Source organism: Pseudomonas sp. G11, assembly GCF_029457515.1.
GTDB lineage: Bacteria > Pseudomonadota > Gammaproteobacteria > Pseudomonadales > Pseudomonadaceae > Aquipseudomonas > Aquipseudomonas gorinensis.
In genome coordinates this window covers 7301765-7316830 of sequence record NZ_CP120377.1, presented here as the reverse complement: position 1 = coordinate 7316830, position 15066 = coordinate 7301765, and the positions used below count along the sequence as shown (strand labels likewise).

The window sequence follows — 15066 nt, the reverse complement described above, 5'->3', positions numbered from 1 at the left end:
AACTGTAGGAGCGAGCTTGCTCGCGAAAAACGTCAACGATAACGCGGGTATCCTGGCTTAATGCGTTGTCTGATCGTTCTTCGCGAGCAAGCTCGCTCCTACAGTGGGCCTGGGTGATTAGCCCAGGTTTTTGCCCAGCAGAGCATGGTACAGCTCACTGTCGCCCAAGATCCCCACCACCTGGTTGTTGTCATGCAACACCAGCTTGTTCCCCGTCTGATAACGAATCTGCAGCGCATCGCGCATGCCGATATTCGAATCCACCAGCGTCGGCAACCGCCCCAGGCCTTCCACCGCTTGCCCGGGTGCCCAGTTCTGCAGGTTCATCACTGCGCCATTCTGGCGGGCGCCCTTGATGGTGTTGCCTTCGGCCAGGTCCAGCCACGAGTCGCCGCCCGGATCGAGACACACCGAACCGTTGACGCGCTTGCAGTTGTCCAGGGTGCGCATCAGGCTGCGCCCGCACAGTACGTTCAGCGGGTTGGTGTGGGCGACGAAGGTGCGCACATAGTCATCCGCCGGGTTCAGCACGATCTCTTCCGGCACGCTGTACTGGATGATCTTGCCGTCTTTCATGATCGCGATACGGCTGCCGAGCTTGAGGGCTTCGTCGAGGTCGTGGCTGACGAACACGATGGTCTTGCTCAGCTTGCTTTGCAGTTCCAGCAGTTCGTCCTGCAGGCCCTGGCGGATCAGCGGGTCGAGGGCCGAGAAGGGTTCATCCATCAGCAGGATATCGGCGTCCATCGCCAGCGCGCGGGCCAGGCCGACGCGTTGCTGCATGCCGCCGGACAGTTCGTCGGGCTTCTTGTTGCGCCACTGGGTCAGGCCCACCAGTTCGAGTTTCTCGTCCACCAGCTTGCGCCGGTCTTTCTCCGGACGGCCCTGCATTTCCAGGCCGAAGCTGATGTTCTCGCGCACCGTCAGCCAGGGCATCAGGGCGAACTTCTGGAACACCATGGCGATGCGCTTGGTGCGCATCATTTTCAGCTCCGCCGGGGTGCAGGAGGCGATGTCGATCTGGCGCCCTTCATGCTCCACGAACAGCTGGCCACGGCTGACCGTATTGAGGCCGTTGATGCAGCGCAGCAGGCTCGATTTGCCGGAACCGGACAGGCCCATCAGCACGCAGATTTCACCTTTCTCGACATCCAGGCTGGCTTTTTCTACGCCGACAATCTGCCCGGTTTTTTTCAGGATCTCGTTACGGCTCATGCCCTGGTCCAGCAGCTTGAGCGCTTCGCGTGGGTCTTTGGAGAAGATCACATCGACATTGTCGAATCGGATAATGCTCATGCATCACCCCCTACTTTGGCGTCGGGTTGTTTGCAGATGCGGTCGAGCATGATGGCCAGCAATACGATCGCCAGGCCGGCTTCAAAGCCCAGGGCGATATCGGCGGTGTTCAGCGCGTTGACCACCGGCTTGCCGAGGCCATCGGCACCCACCAGGGCGGCGATCACCACCATCGACAACGACAGCATGATGCATTGGGTAATGCCGGCAGCGATGCTCGGCATGGCGTGGGGCAGTTCAATGCGCGAGAGCAACTGACGGCGCGAGCAGCCAAAGGCCTTGCCGGCGTCCATCAACTCTTGCGGTACATCGCGGATACCCAGGTAGGTCAGGCGGATCGGCGCGGCAATCGCGAACACCACCGTGGAAATCAGCCCGGGCACCACACCCAGCCCGAAGAGGGTCAGGGTAGGGATGAGGTAGACGAAGGTCGGTACGGTCTGCATCAGATCGAGCACCGGCCGCATCAGGGTGTAGAACATCGGCTTGTGCGCGGCAACAATGCCCAGCGGCACTCCGATGACCACGCAGACCAGGGTGGCGAACAACACCTGCGCGAGGGTTTCCATGGTTTCCTGCCAGTACCCAAGGTTCAGGATCAGCAGGAAGGAGGCGACGACAAAAACCGTCAGGCCCCATTTACGTTGAATAAAGTGAGCCAGCAGCGCAATCAGACCGATCAATGCCAGCGGATTGAACCAGGTCAGCGCGAACGTCACGCCGTGGATCATCGTTTCCAGTGTCGATGCGATTGCGTCGAAATAGTTGGCACCGTGTTTGGTCAACCATTCGACGAAGGCAGCGATGTACTGGCCTAGTGGGATTTTCTGTTCAGTCAGCATGGTAGTGAATGTCCACATGCGAAGGGGAAAACATCCCGGGGCAGCGCACCGCCCCGGGGTCAGCGGTTACTTGTCGAGGTAAGCTTTGACGGCCTCCAGGCCGGGTTTGCCATCAACCGTGGTCACGCCGGCCAGCCAGGTGTCGAGCACCTGAGGGTTCTTCTTCAGCCAGGCCTTGGCCGCGGCGTCGGGCTTCATTTTGTCGTCCAGGACATTCCCCATCAGGGTGCTTTCCATGTTCAGCGTGAACACCAGGTTTTTCAGCAGTTGGCCGACGTTGCTGCATTCCTGGGTGTAGCCCTTGCGGGTGTTGGTATAGATGGTGGCCTGGCCGTAGTTGGGGCCGAACGAGTCGTCACCGCCGGTCAGGTACTTCATCTTGAAGCGGGTGTTCATCGGGTGCGGTTCCCAGCCGAGGAACACGATGGCCTGGTCGCGCTTGGTGGCGCGCTCCACCTGGGAGAGCATGCCGGCTTCGCTGGATTCGACCACTTTGAAGCCCGCGGTTTTCAGGCCGAAGGCGTCTTTGTCGATCAGCGTCTGGATGGTGCGGTTGCCGTCGTTACCTGGTTCGATACCGTAGATCTTGCCGCCCAGCTCATCCTTGAATTTGGCGATATCGGCGAAGTCTTTCAGGCCTTTGTTGTACAACGCCTCGGGGACGGCCAGGGTGTACTTGGCGTTCTCCAGGTTGGCGCGCACGGTTTCCACGGTGCCGGCATCACGGTACGGCTTGATGTCGTTTTCCATGGTCGGCATCCAGTTGCCGAGGAAGATGTCCATGTTCTTGCCGTCTGCCAGTGACTTGTAGGTCACCGGTACCGAAATCATCGTGGTGCGTGGCTTGTAGCCCAGGCCCTTGAGAATTTCGCTGGTGGTCGCAGTCGTGACGGTGATGTCGGTCCAGCCGACATCGGAGAAGTTGACGGTCTTACACTGTTCCGGTTCTGCAGCGTGTGCCATGACTGGCAGACTCAGCATGGCGGCCAACAACAACGAGGGTGAACCTTTCATCGGGGTAGACTCCTGTGTCTTTTCTGGCGGCATTCGCCGCGCTTTATTAGGTGTTGCGGTTGGGGCGTGCGACGACAGCTCTGGCACGGTGCCTTGCAAACGAGTCGAGACTGATCATGTACCAGTGAAAATCTGACGCCTACAGGGGGCGTCGTATCCAGTACAGGGAGGGTCGTATCCAGTGTCGGTGACGTCGCTTACAGGTTTTTCCCAAGTCAAAACTGCTGTTTTTGCCCATCTGCACCGCTAAAAACGGCCAAAACAGGCGATCGCACGGGAGCGACGCTGGTGAGCATGAGTGCGTCGGTGTGAGACGCCGTGAGGGCAGGTAAAAGCTTGATGATGCCGCCATCTGGGCCGGTAGCTCGCGTAACCCTTTCTTGGTCCCAATTTCGGCGCCAGCTACCCATATCCTGCGTTGCTGCTCCTCGCCATAGCGGAGCTATGACTTGTCGCAGCGCCTTGTCTATGGGCACCTGGCATCCGAACTTGGGACCAATAAAGGGTCACGCGAGCTACGAGCGTAGCAGCTCGTTCAAGCCTGGCCGTGCTTATCGAGGAGTTCTACCGCAATGGCTATCAGTGTTTTCGACCTGTTCAAGATCGGCATCGGGCCTTCGAGTTCTCACACCGTCGGCCCCATGCGCGCCGCGGCGTTGTTCGTCCAGGCTTTGCGTGAACGTGAACTGTTGGAACAGGTCCGGCGCGTCGAAGTTCAGCTCTACGGCTCCTTGTCGGCTACCGGCATCGGTCACGGCAGTGATACCGCGACCATCATGGGCCTGATGGGCGAGTGGCCGGACGCGATCGATCCGGCGCAAATCGGCCTGCGCATTCACACCCTGCGCGAGACCGATACCTTGCTGCTGGACGGACGTTTGCCCGTGCCGTTCGTATGGGCCCGGGACATGCGCCTGCTCGACGAAAACCTGCCGTTCCATCCCAATGCCATGACCCTGGTGGTGTTCGGCGATGACGGCGAGCTGCACCGCGACACTTACTATTCAGTGGGGGGCGGTTTTGTGGTGGATGAGGCCCAGGCCCGCAGCGGTGTGGCCGATATGGACAGCACCGCCTTGCCCTATGATTTTTCCAGCGCGGTGGAGCTGTTGCAGCTGTGCAAGACCCACAACCTGCGCGTCGCCGAGCTGATGATGGCCAATGAAAAGGTCTGGCGCTCCGAGGACGAAATCCGCAGCGGCCTGATGAAGCTCTGGCGCGCCATGCAAGAATGCGTCGAGCAGGGCCTCAAGCACGAAGGCATCCTGCCCGGCGGCCTCAACGTGCGTCGCCGTGCCGCCAAGTTGCACCGTAGCTTGCAGGAATTGAACAAGCCCAATGTGATCGGCTCGACCTTGAGCGCGATGGAGTGGGTCAACCTGTTCGCCCTGGCGGTCAACGAAGAAAACGCCGCCGGTGGACGCATGGTCACCGCCCCCACCAACGGCGCGGCGGGGATCATTCCGGCTGTGTTGCATTACTTCATGAAATTCAGCGACGAAGTCACCGAAGCCAACGTGGTCGACTACCTGCTCAGCGCCGCGGCGGTGGGGATCCTGTGCAAGAAGAATGCATCGATCTCCGGTGCTGAAGTCGGCTGCCAGGGCGAGGTGGGCTCAGCCTGCGCCATGGCCGCCGCCGGGCTGGCAGAAGTTCTTGGCGCCACGCCGGAGCAATTGTGCAACGCCGCCGAAATCGGCCTGGAACATAACCTTGGCCTGACCTGCGACCCGGTGGGCGGCCTGGTGCAAGTGCCGTGCATCGAACGCAACGCGATTGCGGCGGTGAAGGCGATCAACGCGGCACAGATGGCCCTGCGCGGCGACGGCCAGCACTTCATCTCCCTGGATCGGGTGATCCGCACCATGCGCGATACCGGGGCGGATATGCATGACAAGTACAAGGAAACATCGCGGGGTGGGTTGGCGGTGAGTGCGGTGGAGTGCTGAGACCGCGATGCCTGCATCGGGGGCAAGTCGAATCGTTGCACCGTCCCTCCCACATGTTGAATTGTGAATACCTTCAAATGTGGGAGGGGGCTTGCCCCCGATGGCTGTAATCCAGGCAATGCTGCTCAAAAAGTGAACACTCCAACCTAAATCGCCACCTTTTAGCGCGTCGCAAACAGATAAGTAGCTCGCGAACGATTTCCCCTCCGACCACCCGTCACCTGTGCGTGCGGTGACAGACTTTTCCTACGCCCTGAAAGCGCCTTCCCACAAGTGCTACCGAACTGCTCACAGCCCTTGAGTAGGCTCGCTCCTACGACCAATTCGGGTCGTATTCCGCACTTCCTGCGTGGGCTTATATAGACGCGTCATGAGGTCGTTTTCAGGAGTTATTGAATAGCCATTCAATTTTAGGCATGGCATTTGCTCTATCAATTCAAAGCGTCGCTCTGCATCGCAGACGCGCGCAATAACAAGAGCCTCGCCTGAGGCCATCACCCGCTTTGTGTGAGGAGATACCGCCATGACGTCGTTCAACTCCGGGACTCAACCCCAGAACCGTGCGCCTCAATCCATCGGCTTTTTGCTGCTGGACAATTTCACGCTGATTTCCCTGGCTTCGGCAGTGGAACCACTGCGCATGGCCAACCAGTTGTCCGGTCGCGAGTTGTATCGCTGGACGACCCTGAGTGTCGACGGGAACCAGGTGTGGGCCAGCGACGGCCTGCAAATCACCCCCGATGCCTCCATGCACAAAGCCCCGGCCCTGGACACTGTGATTGTGTGCGGCGGCGTGGGCATCCAGCGTACCGTCACTCGTGAACACGTGTCGTGGCTGCAAAGCCAGGCGCGTCAGTCCCGTCGCCTTGGCGCGGTGTGCACCGGCAGTTGGGCCTTGGCCTGCGCCGGCTTGCTCGACGGGTTCGATTGCAGCGTGCACTGGGAGTGCCTGGCGTCGATGCAGGAAGCCTTCCCCCGCGTGTCGATGAGCACCCGCCTGTTCACCCTCGATCGCAACCGTTTCACCAGCTCCGGCGGCACCGCGCCGCTGGACATGATGCTGCACCTGATCAGCCGCGACCATGGCCGTGAACTGTCGGCGGCGATCTCCGAGATGTTCGTGTACGAGCGCATCCGCAACGAGCAGGATCACCAGCGCGTGCCGCTCAAGCACATGCTTGGCACCAACCAGCCGAAGTTGCAGGAAATCGTGGCGCTGATGGAAGCCAACCTCGAAGAGCCGATCGACCTGGATGAGCTGGCGGTGTACGTCGCCGTGTCGCGGCGCCAGTTGGAGCGGCTGTTCCAGAAATACCTGCACTGCTCGCCGTCGCGCTACTACCTCAAGCTGCGCCTGATTCGCGCCCGGCAGTTGCTCAAGCAAACGCCGATGTCGATCATCGAAGTGGCGTCGGTGTGCGGGTTCGTGTCCACGCCGCACTTCTCCAAGTGCTACCGCGAATACTTCGGCATTCCGCCACGGGATGAGCGCGTAGGCTCCAACACCACCCAGCAGGTGGCGATGATGCCGATTCCGCAGGCGTTGGTGTTGTCACCGTTGTCGGGGCCGATGTCGGCGTTGAGCCAGGCGCGCAACGAGTCGACATTCGCCAGCGTACGGCTCTAACTGTAGGAGCGAGCTTGCTCGCGAAAAAAGCAAGAGCGCCGCGGGGCACCTGGTGCCCCGCGTCATTGTTGGCGATCTTCGCGAGCAAGCTCGCTCCTACAGGGAGGGTGGCTGTCAGGCGCCAGCGTTCTGCTTGAACTGCACCAACGCCGGCAACAACTGCTTGTCGATCGCCTGGCGCACCGCCGGCAGAATCGTCGCACTGCCGGTGTACATCTGCTCAACCATACCCTTGAGCGCCTTGGCCCGTGCTTCGCTCAAACCGCGTACCGCGCATTCGCACGCCTGTTCGGCGCTGGCACCGCTGGATACCTCGAAACCCAGCGAGCGCAGTTGGCTCAGCAGGTCATCCTGGTCAATCAAATCCGCATGCATCATGACGTTTATCCTGGTGAAGGGAGCGGGGGATTGATCTGGATTCTGGTAGGCCCCCGGCTGGTCGGCAAGGGCAGAATGCACGAATGGCTCAGATGGCTATGAGCGTGTCGTTTTCGGGTCATTTACCCACCGAAGGAATAGGCACACTGGCTACCAGCAAGCAGCTTGAAGGTTTGGTCACCCTCGGGATGTACGGCTCACACAAAGCGCTCTGCCCCGATCCCGTCACGGCTGGATCGGGGCTTTTTTTTGCCTGGGTTTTTTGCGCTGCCGCGCCGCGATCTACCGCTGCAACACCAGGATCCTCGAGAGCAACTCGTCGCGATCGATGTAGCACCCCTGAAAGTGCCGCGCCCCGGATGTTGGATCAAACGCATTACGCGCATGCAACGTGCGGCGGTTATCGAAGCACCACAGCTCGCCCGGGTTCAGGCGCTTGACCAGCCGAAAGCGCGCCTCGCGCGTCATCGCGATAAACCGCCGATAAGCCCGATACAGCAACGGCATCTGCGCCACCGACGTTTCGAACGGCCCGCGCAAAAAGTTGGCCATGCGAATCTCCACCACCTCGCCCAACGCGTCCAGGGCAATGATCGGCGCAAGGCGGCGATAGTCGCTGTGACGGTCTTTGTTGCGAAACTCCACGGGTATTTCACACAAGGCGCGAAACGCTTCGGGATCTTCCTCGCGCAGGGCATTGGCGATGGCAAACCCATCGACAAAAAGACTCTCGCCACCGTCCGCATCGTTCACCAGGCAATGCAAGAATTGCAGCCCCGGTTGCAGCTCCCGGGTCGGCAGATCGCTGTGCAACGGCAGGTTGAAAGCGGTGTAGGCATTGCTGTCGGCATCGGCCTTGGATTGCACGTTGAACAGCACACCAAAATTGCTCTCGCGGATAAACGAAATGCGCTTGGCGATCAGTGCCAGGGAACCCGGTTCGGTGGGCACGCCACGGACTTGGGTAAGGCCCCGGTCGCGCAGTGCCAGTAGCCATTGCAGCAGGGCCTTGGAGTCTTCCATCACGGCGGTATAGTCAAACACCGGGAGATCGAAGGTGCTGTCCCACAACTGGGGTTGGGGCTTTGCCGCCCTGCGTTCGGCGCGGGATTCATCGTCATAGGCATGGGCGCGCAGCCAGCCGGGATCGTATTGGCTGCGATGGCCGCCACGCCATTCCACGCTGAGAACACCGTGCTCGATCCGCGCGCCGATGGCGCTGAGGTCGTCATCCACGTCGACAATTTCCAGCACCTGCTCACGCGTCACGCTGTACACGCATTGTGCGCACGGGCAGTTGTCCCGCAGCCACTGATGATGAAACGGGCTGACCCGGCCATCGGCCCAGCGTACGCGAATCTGATCTTCCAACACCTGCGCCTCGGCGAGGTCGCAGTGCTTCGGGTAAGTACGGAAATCGGCAACAGCGGCGGCGGTTTGCATGATGGCTCCTTATTTTTTCGGTGGCAGTCCAATCACTCGGCCGAGAAGGGCGGGCCTTGGCAGATCGGCGTGCTCAGCGCTGATCGCAACGAGTTTTTCCAGCGTCGCCTCGGCAAACGGCGCCGAATGCGGGCCTGCCAGGTCAACGTGAAGCAGCATCTGTTCGTTGCCGGCCAGTTCTTTCTCGTCGCCCACTAAATGCAGGCTGTGATAAAGGTGCAGGCGCTTGGCGTCGTGGGCGATCAGTTGCGTATGCACCTCCACCGCGGCGCCGAGTTTCACTTCGTGCAGGTAGTTCAGGTGCAGTTCCAGGGTGAACAGCGAATGGCCGCTGGCTTCGCGGTTGTCGCTGGTAAGGCCCAGGGTGTCCATCAGCGCGTCGGTGGCGTAGCTGAAGATCAGCAGGTAGAACGCGTCGCGCAGGTGGCCGTTGTAGTCCACCCAGGCGGGTTGGATTTTGGTGGCGTAGGTGGTCAGTGCAGGCATCACATGAATTCCGGCTATGTACGCGGTCAGGAATGTGGGAGGTGGCTTGCCCCCTCCCACAGGGTTATTCGGCGAAGGTCATGCCGTGTTTTTCCTTGGTCGCCTTCACCGCTTCGAGCACCGCCAACAGGCAATCGTCACGATAGCGTTCCAGCGCCGAAATGCTGTGTTTGCCCAATTGGTCGCTGGTGCCCTCGACCACGTCGTCGATCAGCTTGTCGGTCAGCTCCGGTGCTGGCAGGTAGGTCCACGGCAACTGCAACGCCGGACCGAACTGCGCCATGAAGTGCCGCATGCCCGCATCACCGCCTGCCAGGGTATAGGTGAGGAAGGTGCCCATGAACGACCAGCGCAACCCGGCGCCAAAGCGAATGGCGTCGTCGATTTCGCCGGTGGTCGCCACGCCGTCATTGACCAGGTGCAGCGCCTCGCGCCACAGCGCTTCGAGCAAGCGGTCGGCGATAAAGCCGGGGACTTCCTTGCGCACATGCAGCGGGCGCATACCGAGGGCTTCATACACCTTGATCGCGGCCTGGATCGCTTCCGGCGCGGTGTGCTTGCCGCCCACCACTTCCACCAGCGGCAACAGATAGACCGGGTTGAAAGGGTGGCCGACGACACAGCGTTCCGGGTGAGTCGAACCCTCGTAGAACTCGCTCGGCAACAGCCCGGAGGTACTCGAGCCGATCAGTGCATTGGGCTTGGCCGCTGCGCTGATCTTGCTGTGCAATTGCAGTTTCAGCTCCAGGCGTTCCGGGGCGCTTTCCTGGATGAAGTCGGCGTCTTTCACGCATTCTTCAATGGTGGCCACAAAGCGCAGGCGGTCTTGCGATGCGCCGGGTGCGAGGCCCTGTTTTTCCAGGGCGCCCCAGGCATTGGCGACGCGTTTGCGCAGCGCCGCTTCGGCACCCGGCGCGGGGTCCCAGGCGACCACATCGAGGCCATGCGCCAGGGCGCGGGATACCCAGCCGCTGCCGATGACACCGCTGCCGAGGGCAGCGAAGGTTTTGATTTCTGTAATAAAGCGCATGGCAAATTCCTAAAGCGTTCAGTGATCCCTTGTGGGAGGGGGCTTGCCCCCGATTACGGTGTGTCAGCCAATAGATCCTTCAACTGACACACCTCTATCGGGGGCAAGCCCCCTCCCACATTTTTTGATTAGCGGCGTTTGGTGAGGCCCATTTTTATGCGGCCTTCGGCCGGGGTCATGACCCGCGCGCCCAGGCGGCTGAGGATTTCACTGGCGCGCTCCACCAGTTGGCCGTTGGTGGCGAGTACGCCCTTGTCCAGCCACAGGTTGTCTTCCAGGCCCACACGCACGTTGCCACCCAGCAGCACGGCCTGGGCCGCCATCGGCATCTGCATGCGGCCGATCCCGAACCCTGCCCACACCGCGTCGGCGGGCAGGTTGTCGACCATGGCTTTCATGGTGGTGGTGTCGGCCGGCGCGCCCCACGGGATGCCCAGGCACAGCTGGAACAGCGGGTTGTCGAGCAGGCCCTCCTTGATCATCTGCTTGGCGAACCACAGGTGGCCGGTGTCGAAGATTTCCAGCTCGGCTTTTACCCCCAGCTCCTGGATGCGTTTGGCGCCAGCGCGCAGTTGGGCCGGAGTGGACACATAAATGGTGTCGCCATCGCCGAAGTTCAGGGTGCCGCAATCGAGGGTGCAGATTTCCGGCAGCAGTTCTTCCACATGAGCCAGGCGGGTCAGCGGGCCGACCAGGTCGGTATTGGGGCCGAATTCCATCGGGTTCTCGCCGCCGCCGATCTCCAGGTCGCCACCCATGCCAGCGGTGAGGTTGACGATGATGTCGATGTCAGCCTCACGAATGCGCTCCATCACTTCGCGGTACAGGGCGACGTCGCGGCTGAACTTACCGGTTTCGGGGTCGCGGACGTGGCAGTGCACCACGGTGGCGCCGGCTTTGGCGGCTTCCACGGCGGCGGCGGCAATTTGCTTGGGGGTGACCGGCACGTGAGGGCTTTTGGCGGTCGTGTCGCCAGCACCGGTGAGTGCGCAGGTGATGATGACGTCGTGGTTCATGAGGTGGGTTCCTTACAGGCGTGTGATTTCAAGGCGTAGGACGCCGTTCGCGGCCAGGGATGACCGCGACGCGGGGAGTCCAAAAAAGGTTATTTGCTGGTCAATTGCAGGTTGGCGGCGGCCGGTTTGCCGTCGAAGGTGGTCACGCCTTCAAGCCAGCGCTGCTGGTCCTGCGGGTGATCCTTGAGCCACTGTTTGGCGGACTCCAGAGCGTCCTTGTGATCCAGCAGCGGCTGCATCATCCGGCTCTCGTCGGCGGCGGTGAAGGTCAGGTTGCTCAGCAGCTTGTGCACGTTGGGGCACTGCTCGGCGTAGGTCGGCGAGGTGACGGTCCAGACGGTGGCCATGCCTTCGTTCGGGCCCAGGGCGTCCTCGCTGCCGGTCAGGTAGGTCATTGCCACGTTGACGTTCATCGGGTGCGGCGCCCAGCCGAAAAACACCACGGCTTCCTTGCGGCGCACGGCGCGGTCCACGGCGGCGAGCATGCCGGCTTCGCTGGACTCCACCAACTGGAACTTGCCCAGGCCGAACTGGTTCTTGGCGATCATCGCCTTGATCTGGGTATTGGCGCCCGAGCCAGGTTCGATGCCGTAGATCTTGCCACCCAGTTCTTTCTCGAACTTGGCGATATCGGCGAAGGTTTTCAGGCCCTTGTCCGCGAGGTAAGTCGGCACGGCGAGGGTGGCCCGGGCATCTTCCAGGCTCGGTTTGTCGAGGACCTTGACCTGCTTGGCGTTGACGAACGGTGTGATGGTCTGGGTCATCAGCGGGTTCCAGTAGCCGAGAAACAGGTCCAGGCGCTGGTCGCGGATGCCGGCGAAGATGATTTGCTGGGAGGCGCTGGTTTGCTTGGTCTTATAGCCGAGGCCGTCGAGCAATACCTGGGTCATGGCGCTGGTGGCGATGACATCGGTCCAGTTCACCACGCCCATGCGCACGTTCTGGCAGGACGCCGCGTCGGCGGCCAGGACATTGGTGCTCAAGAGGGCGCTGGCACTGAGTGCGAGTACGCAACGGCTGATCAGTCGATTCATGGTGGATCCCTCGGCAGGTCGTTATTGTGGGGGCCGGCGTCTTTGTGCGCCGTGGGATCACGTTACGCAGCTTGGAGGGCGGCAAAACGCACGGCGGCGACTCACTCTTGCACTGCAGCGACCTGCCCCCTTGAATCCACCCGAGAACGGGAGTATCACAGTGCCACGCTGCCCGTCCGACGAGAGCGCCACCATGTCCCAGGATTTCTACTTTTTGCTGATGCCGGGCTTTTCGGCCATCGGTTTTATCTCGGCGCTTGAACCGCTGCGCGTGGCCAACCGCTTTCGTGGCGAGTTGTACCGCTGGCACGTATTGAGCGCCGATGGCGGCGCGGTGCTGGCGAGCAATGGCATGTCGGTCAACGCCGACGCCGCGCTGGAACCGTTGAAGAAGGGTGCCACCTTGATGGTGGTCGCCGGCTTCGAACCGCTCCAGTTCGCCACGTCCGCCCTGGAGCACTGGCTGCGCCGCCTCGACCACGACGGCGTCACCCTTGGCGCCATCGACACCGGCGCCTGTGTTCTCGCCGAGGCGGGCCTGCTCGACGGCCATCGCCTGACCCTGCACTGGGAAGCCATTGATGCCTTCAAGGAATCGTATCCGCACCTGAGCGTGACCCAGGAACTGTTCGAGATCGACCGCCGCCGCATCACCTGCGCCGGCGGCACCGCGTCCATCGACCTGATGCTCGACCTGATCGCCCAGGCCCACGGCCCGGACCTGGCCATCCAGGTCTCCGAACAATTCGTGCTCGGGCGCATTCGCCCACGCAAAGACCACCAGCGCATGCAGATCGCCACGCGCTACGGCATCAACAACAAGAAGCTGGTGCACGTGATCGGCGAGATGGAGCAGCACACCGAGCCGCCCCTGAGTACCTTGGCCCTGGCTGACACGATCAAGGTCACCCGGCGCCAGTTGGAACGCTTGTTTCGCCTGCATTTGAACGACACGCCGAGCAACTTCTACCTGGGCCTGCGCCTGGAAAAAGCCCGGCAGTTGCTGCGCCAGAGCGACATGAGCGTGCTGGAGGTGAGCATTGCCTGCGGGTTTGAGTCGCCGTCGTATTTCACCAGGAGTTATCGGGCCAGGTTTGCCAAGTGTCCGAGGGAGGATCGGCGACGGGAGGTGGTTTGACGGGCAATTATAGTCAATTATACTCGCTACTATAATTTATAGTCCTTTACATAATTGAGTATAAAACCATGCCCAAGCACAGCGGCTTTGTGTTTCGCCGCCCCACCCTGGCACGCAGTATTGCCGATGGCCTGGTGGGGGCCGGTATTCAGGATTTCACCTCTGGCCTGTTTCTCGCGGCGCCCCGTCGCACCGGCAAAAGCACCTTTCTGCGCGAAGACTTGATTCCGGAATGTCAGCTCCGGGGCTGGCTGACGGTGTATGTGGATCTCTGGGCTGACAAAGAGAAAGATCCTGCAGAGTTGATTGCCAGTGCTATTGCGGCTGCTCTGGTTCCCTATGAAAAGGGCATTCGCAAACTGGCCAAGAACATCGGCATCGAGAAACTGAGCTTTCTGCGTACGCTCTCCTGGGACTTTACCAAGCCACAACTGCCTGTCGGGGCGACGCTGGCCCAAGCGTTGGAATTGCTCCACAGCGCTGCTGAAAAACCCGTTGTGCTGGTGATTGACGAAGCGCAGCACGCATTAACCACCGAGTCGGGTATCAATGCGATGTTCGCGTTGAAGGCTGCCCGGGATCAGCTCAACCAAGGCCGTGATGAGGAGGGCAGCGGCTTGCGCCTGGTGTTTACCGGCTCCAACCGCGACAAGCTGGCTCACTTGGTGCTCGGCAAAAGCCAGCCGTTCTTCGGCTCCAGCATCACGCCGTTCCCCTTGCTCGGCAAAGAGTTCACCCAGGCGTACACCGTGCACCTCAACGCTCATTTGGCGCAAACCAATCAGTTCAACCCTGCCGACATTGATGAGGCGTTTGAGCTGGTAGGCCGGCGCCCCGAGATGTTGCGCACGATCATCGGTGAGGTCGCGTTGGAGTTAGGCGAGGCCAGTAACCTCGGCCAACTCCTGCACAGCCGCGCCGAGCTGTTGCGCGCGGGCGTATGGACCGAGTTCGAAAGCGCCTGGAACGCCCTGACCATCCCGCAGCGCGCCGTGCTGGAGGTGATGGTGGAGCGCTCCCAAAACAACGAACCCTTCGCGCCATTTACCGACAGCACCCTCACGGCTGTCAGCAAGGCGCTGGAAGATATGGGCAGCGACGTGGTACCGGGTACCCAGACCATCCAGGCCTGCATTGATGCCCTGCGCGACAAGGAACTGGTGTGGAAATCGAGCCGGGGCGGGTATGCCCTGGAAGACAAGACATTCGGCGACTGGCTGCGGCACAAGCGCCATGCCCCCCACTAAAGACAACACACATCCCATGTGGGAGGGGGCTTGCCCCCGATAGCGGTGGGTCAGCCAAAGCTGTATCAACTGACCGTCCGTCATCGGGGGCAAGCCCCCTCCCACATGGGGTGTTTGGTGTGGTTTATTTCTTCAGCAGTGCCGAACACGCCGTCTTGAAGGCCTCATGCTGATACTTGTTCAGTGTCGCCGGCAGGTCAAAGTTGTGCTTCTTGTTCTGCGCGTTGATGGTCTGTGGTGACAGCAGCGTCACCTCAACCCCCTCCAGCAGTTGAAACACCCCTTCAATCTTGAACGTGGTCGGGCCGCCGGCGAATTCGCCTTTCTTGCTGCGCTTCTTGATGGCGATGCGCTGGAGGGTGTTTTCCTGCACGAACGCCTTCACCTGGGCAGCGAAGGCTTTGACGTTGGCGGCTTCATCGTCGTCTTCAAGGGCGATTTTCTTGGTGGCCAGGGCGACGTGGGTCAGTGTCTGGTCGTCCAGGGAGGCAACGGCGAAGATCGCTTCGCTGCCTTTGATTTCGATGCCGCAGAGAGTCATGAGTAGCCTTGGTTCAAAGAGAGAG

14 protein-coding genes and 1 pseudogene are annotated in these 15066 nt (G+C 61.0%); 4 read left to right on the top strand and 11 right to left on the bottom strand.

Features of this window, described 5'->3' with window-relative positions:
* Positions 1–117: 117 nt before the first annotated feature.
* The 3 genes from choV to P2T68_RS33745 all read right to left on the bottom strand — a co-directional run bounded on the left by choV (position 118) and on the right by P2T68_RS33745 (position 3152).
* Positions 118–1296 (bottom strand): choline ABC transporter ATP-binding protein, encoded by a 1179-nt coding sequence (choV, locus tag P2T68_RS33755; RefSeq protein ID WP_024077825.1) that lies wholly within the window; start codon positions 1294–1296, stop codon positions 118–120.
* The gene (choW, locus tag P2T68_RS33750; protein WP_041161040.1) at positions 1293–2138 is read right to left on the bottom strand and encodes a choline ABC transporter permease subunit; all 846 of its coding nucleotides are present in this window, start codon (positions 2136–2138) and stop codon (positions 1293–1295) included. Before choW ends, choV begins: the two co-directional genes overlap by 4 nt.
* A 66-nt stretch (positions 2139–2204) precedes the next feature.
* The gene (locus tag P2T68_RS33745; RefSeq protein ID WP_024077823.1) at positions 2205–3152 is read right to left on the bottom strand and encodes a choline ABC transporter substrate-binding protein; all 948 of its coding nucleotides are present in this window, start codon (positions 3150–3152) and stop codon (positions 2205–2207) included.
* 572 nt (positions 3153–3724) lie between these two features.
* Between P2T68_RS33745 and P2T68_RS33740 the strand changes: the two genes are divergently transcribed.
* A complete protein-coding gene (locus P2T68_RS33740; RefSeq protein WP_024077822.1) occupies positions 3725–5101 on the top strand; it encodes an L-serine ammonia-lyase in 1377 nt (458 codons plus the stop codon).
* Positions 5102–5624: 523 nt separating this feature from the next.
* Entirely contained in the window at positions 5625–6728 is a 1104-nt protein-coding gene (locus tag P2T68_RS33735) for a GlxA family transcriptional regulator (RefSeq protein WP_024077821.1), read from the top strand.
* Here P2T68_RS33735 and P2T68_RS33730 read toward each other — a convergent pair.
* From P2T68_RS33730 to P2T68_RS33700, 7 genes and pseudogenes are all read right to left on the bottom strand, one after another.
* Positions 6727–6846 (bottom strand): annotated as a pseudogene (locus P2T68_RS33730) (outer membrane lipoprotein carrier protein LolA); the annotation flags it as partial. The gene P2T68_RS33735 and the pseudogene P2T68_RS33730 sit on opposite strands and share 2 nt — an antisense overlap.
* Complete coding sequence (locus P2T68_RS33725) at positions 6843–7106, bottom strand: hypothetical protein (protein ID WP_024077820.1); 264 nt, start codon at positions 7104–7106, stop codon at positions 6843–6845. The gene P2T68_RS33725 and the pseudogene P2T68_RS33730, both read right to left, overlap by 4 nt.
* A gap of 282 nt (positions 7107–7388) precedes the next feature.
* On the bottom strand, positions 7389–8549 hold the full coding sequence (locus P2T68_RS33720) for a gamma-butyrobetaine dioxygenase (protein ID WP_277378844.1): 1161 nt from the start codon (positions 8547–8549) through the stop codon (positions 7389–7391).
* 9 nt (positions 8550–8558) lie between these two features.
* Positions 8559–9035 carry a thioesterase family protein gene (locus P2T68_RS33715; protein WP_277378843.1) on the bottom strand — a complete coding sequence of 159 codons (477 nt, stop codon included), beginning with the start codon at positions 9033–9035 and terminating at the stop codon, positions 8559–8561.
* 64 nt (positions 9036–9099) lie between these two features.
* Entirely contained in the window at positions 9100–10065 is a 966-nt protein-coding gene (locus tag P2T68_RS33710) for an L-carnitine dehydrogenase (RefSeq protein WP_069077111.1), read from the bottom strand.
* 128 nt (positions 10066–10193) lie between these two features.
* The gene (locus tag P2T68_RS33705) at positions 10194–11081 is read right to left on the bottom strand and encodes a 3-keto-5-aminohexanoate cleavage protein (protein ID WP_024077816.1); all 888 of its coding nucleotides are present in this window, start codon (positions 11079–11081) and stop codon (positions 10194–10196) included.
* Positions 11082–11170: 89 nt separating this feature from the next.
* Positions 11171–12115, bottom strand: a complete 945-nt coding sequence (locus P2T68_RS33700; protein WP_024077815.1) for a choline ABC transporter substrate-binding protein — start codon at positions 12113–12115, stop codon at positions 11171–11173.
* 193 nt (positions 12116–12308) lie between these two features.
* Here P2T68_RS33700 and P2T68_RS33695 point away from each other — a divergent pair, with 193 nt between their 5' ends.
* Positions 12309–13253 carry a GlxA family transcriptional regulator gene (locus P2T68_RS33695; protein WP_277378842.1) on the top strand — a complete coding sequence of 315 codons (945 nt, stop codon included), beginning with the start codon at positions 12309–12311 and terminating at the stop codon, positions 13251–13253.
* Between the two features lie 68 nt (positions 13254–13321).
* Positions 13322–14500: an AAA family ATPase gene (locus tag P2T68_RS33690; protein ID WP_277378841.1), complete on the top strand. Its 1179-nt coding sequence runs from the start codon at positions 13322–13324 to the stop codon at positions 14498–14500.
* A 124-nt stretch (positions 14501–14624) separates the two neighbouring features.
* Here the strand turns inward: P2T68_RS33690 and P2T68_RS33685 are convergent, their stop codons facing one another.
* Positions 14625–15041: a DUF3010 family protein gene (locus P2T68_RS33685; RefSeq protein WP_277378840.1), complete on the bottom strand. Its 417-nt coding sequence runs from the start codon at positions 15039–15041 to the stop codon at positions 14625–14627.
* Between the last annotated feature and the right edge of the window lie 25 nt (positions 15042–15066).

Excerpts from the sequence above, each read along its gene's own strand:
- choV (WP_024077825.1), bottom strand. The coding sequence starts at position 1,296 with ATGAGCATTATCCGATTCGACAATGTCGATGTGATCTTCTCCAAAGAC.
- P2T68_RS33725 (WP_024077820.1), bottom strand. The coding sequence starts at position 7,106 with ATGATGCATGCGGATTTGATTGACCAGGATGACCTGCTGAGCCAACTG.
- P2T68_RS33735 (WP_024077821.1), top strand. The coding sequence starts at position 5,625 with ATGACGTCGTTCAACTCCGGGACTCAACCCCAGAACCGTGCGCCTCAA.
- P2T68_RS33695 (WP_277378842.1), top strand. The coding sequence starts at position 12,309 with ATGTCCCAGGATTTCTACTTTTTGCTGATGCCGGGCTTTTCGGCCATC.
- P2T68_RS33705 (WP_024077816.1), bottom strand. The coding sequence starts at position 11,081 with ATGAACCACGACGTCATCATCACCTGCGCACTCACCGGTGCTGGCGAC.
- P2T68_RS33715 (WP_277378843.1), bottom strand. The coding sequence starts at position 9,035 with ATGCCTGCACTGACCACCTACGCCACCAAAATCCAACCCGCCTGGGTG.
- P2T68_RS33745 (WP_024077823.1), bottom strand. The coding sequence starts at position 3,152 with ATGAAAGGTTCACCCTCGTTGTTGTTGGCCGCCATGCTGAGTCTGCCA.
- choW (WP_041161040.1), bottom strand. The coding sequence starts at position 2,138 with ATGCTGACTGAACAGAAAATCCCACTAGGCCAGTACATCGCTGCCTTC.
- P2T68_RS33690 (WP_277378841.1), top strand. The coding sequence starts at position 13,322 with ATGCCCAAGCACAGCGGCTTTGTGTTTCGCCGCCCCACCCTGGCACGC.
- P2T68_RS33700 (WP_024077815.1), bottom strand. The coding sequence starts at position 12,115 with ATGAATCGACTGATCAGCCGTTGCGTACTCGCACTCAGTGCCAGCGCC.
- P2T68_RS33720 (WP_277378844.1), bottom strand. The coding sequence starts at position 8,549 with ATGCAAACCGCCGCCGCTGTTGCCGATTTCCGTACTTACCCGAAGCAC.
- P2T68_RS33685 (WP_277378840.1), bottom strand. The coding sequence starts at position 15,041 with ATGACTCTCTGCGGCATCGAAATCAAAGGCAGCGAAGCGATCTTCGCC.
- P2T68_RS33740 (WP_024077822.1), top strand. The coding sequence starts at position 3,725 with ATGGCTATCAGTGTTTTCGACCTGTTCAAGATCGGCATCGGGCCTTCG.
- P2T68_RS33710 (WP_069077111.1), bottom strand. The coding sequence starts at position 10,065 with ATGCGCTTTATTACAGAAATCAAAACCTTCGCTGCCCTCGGCAGCGGT.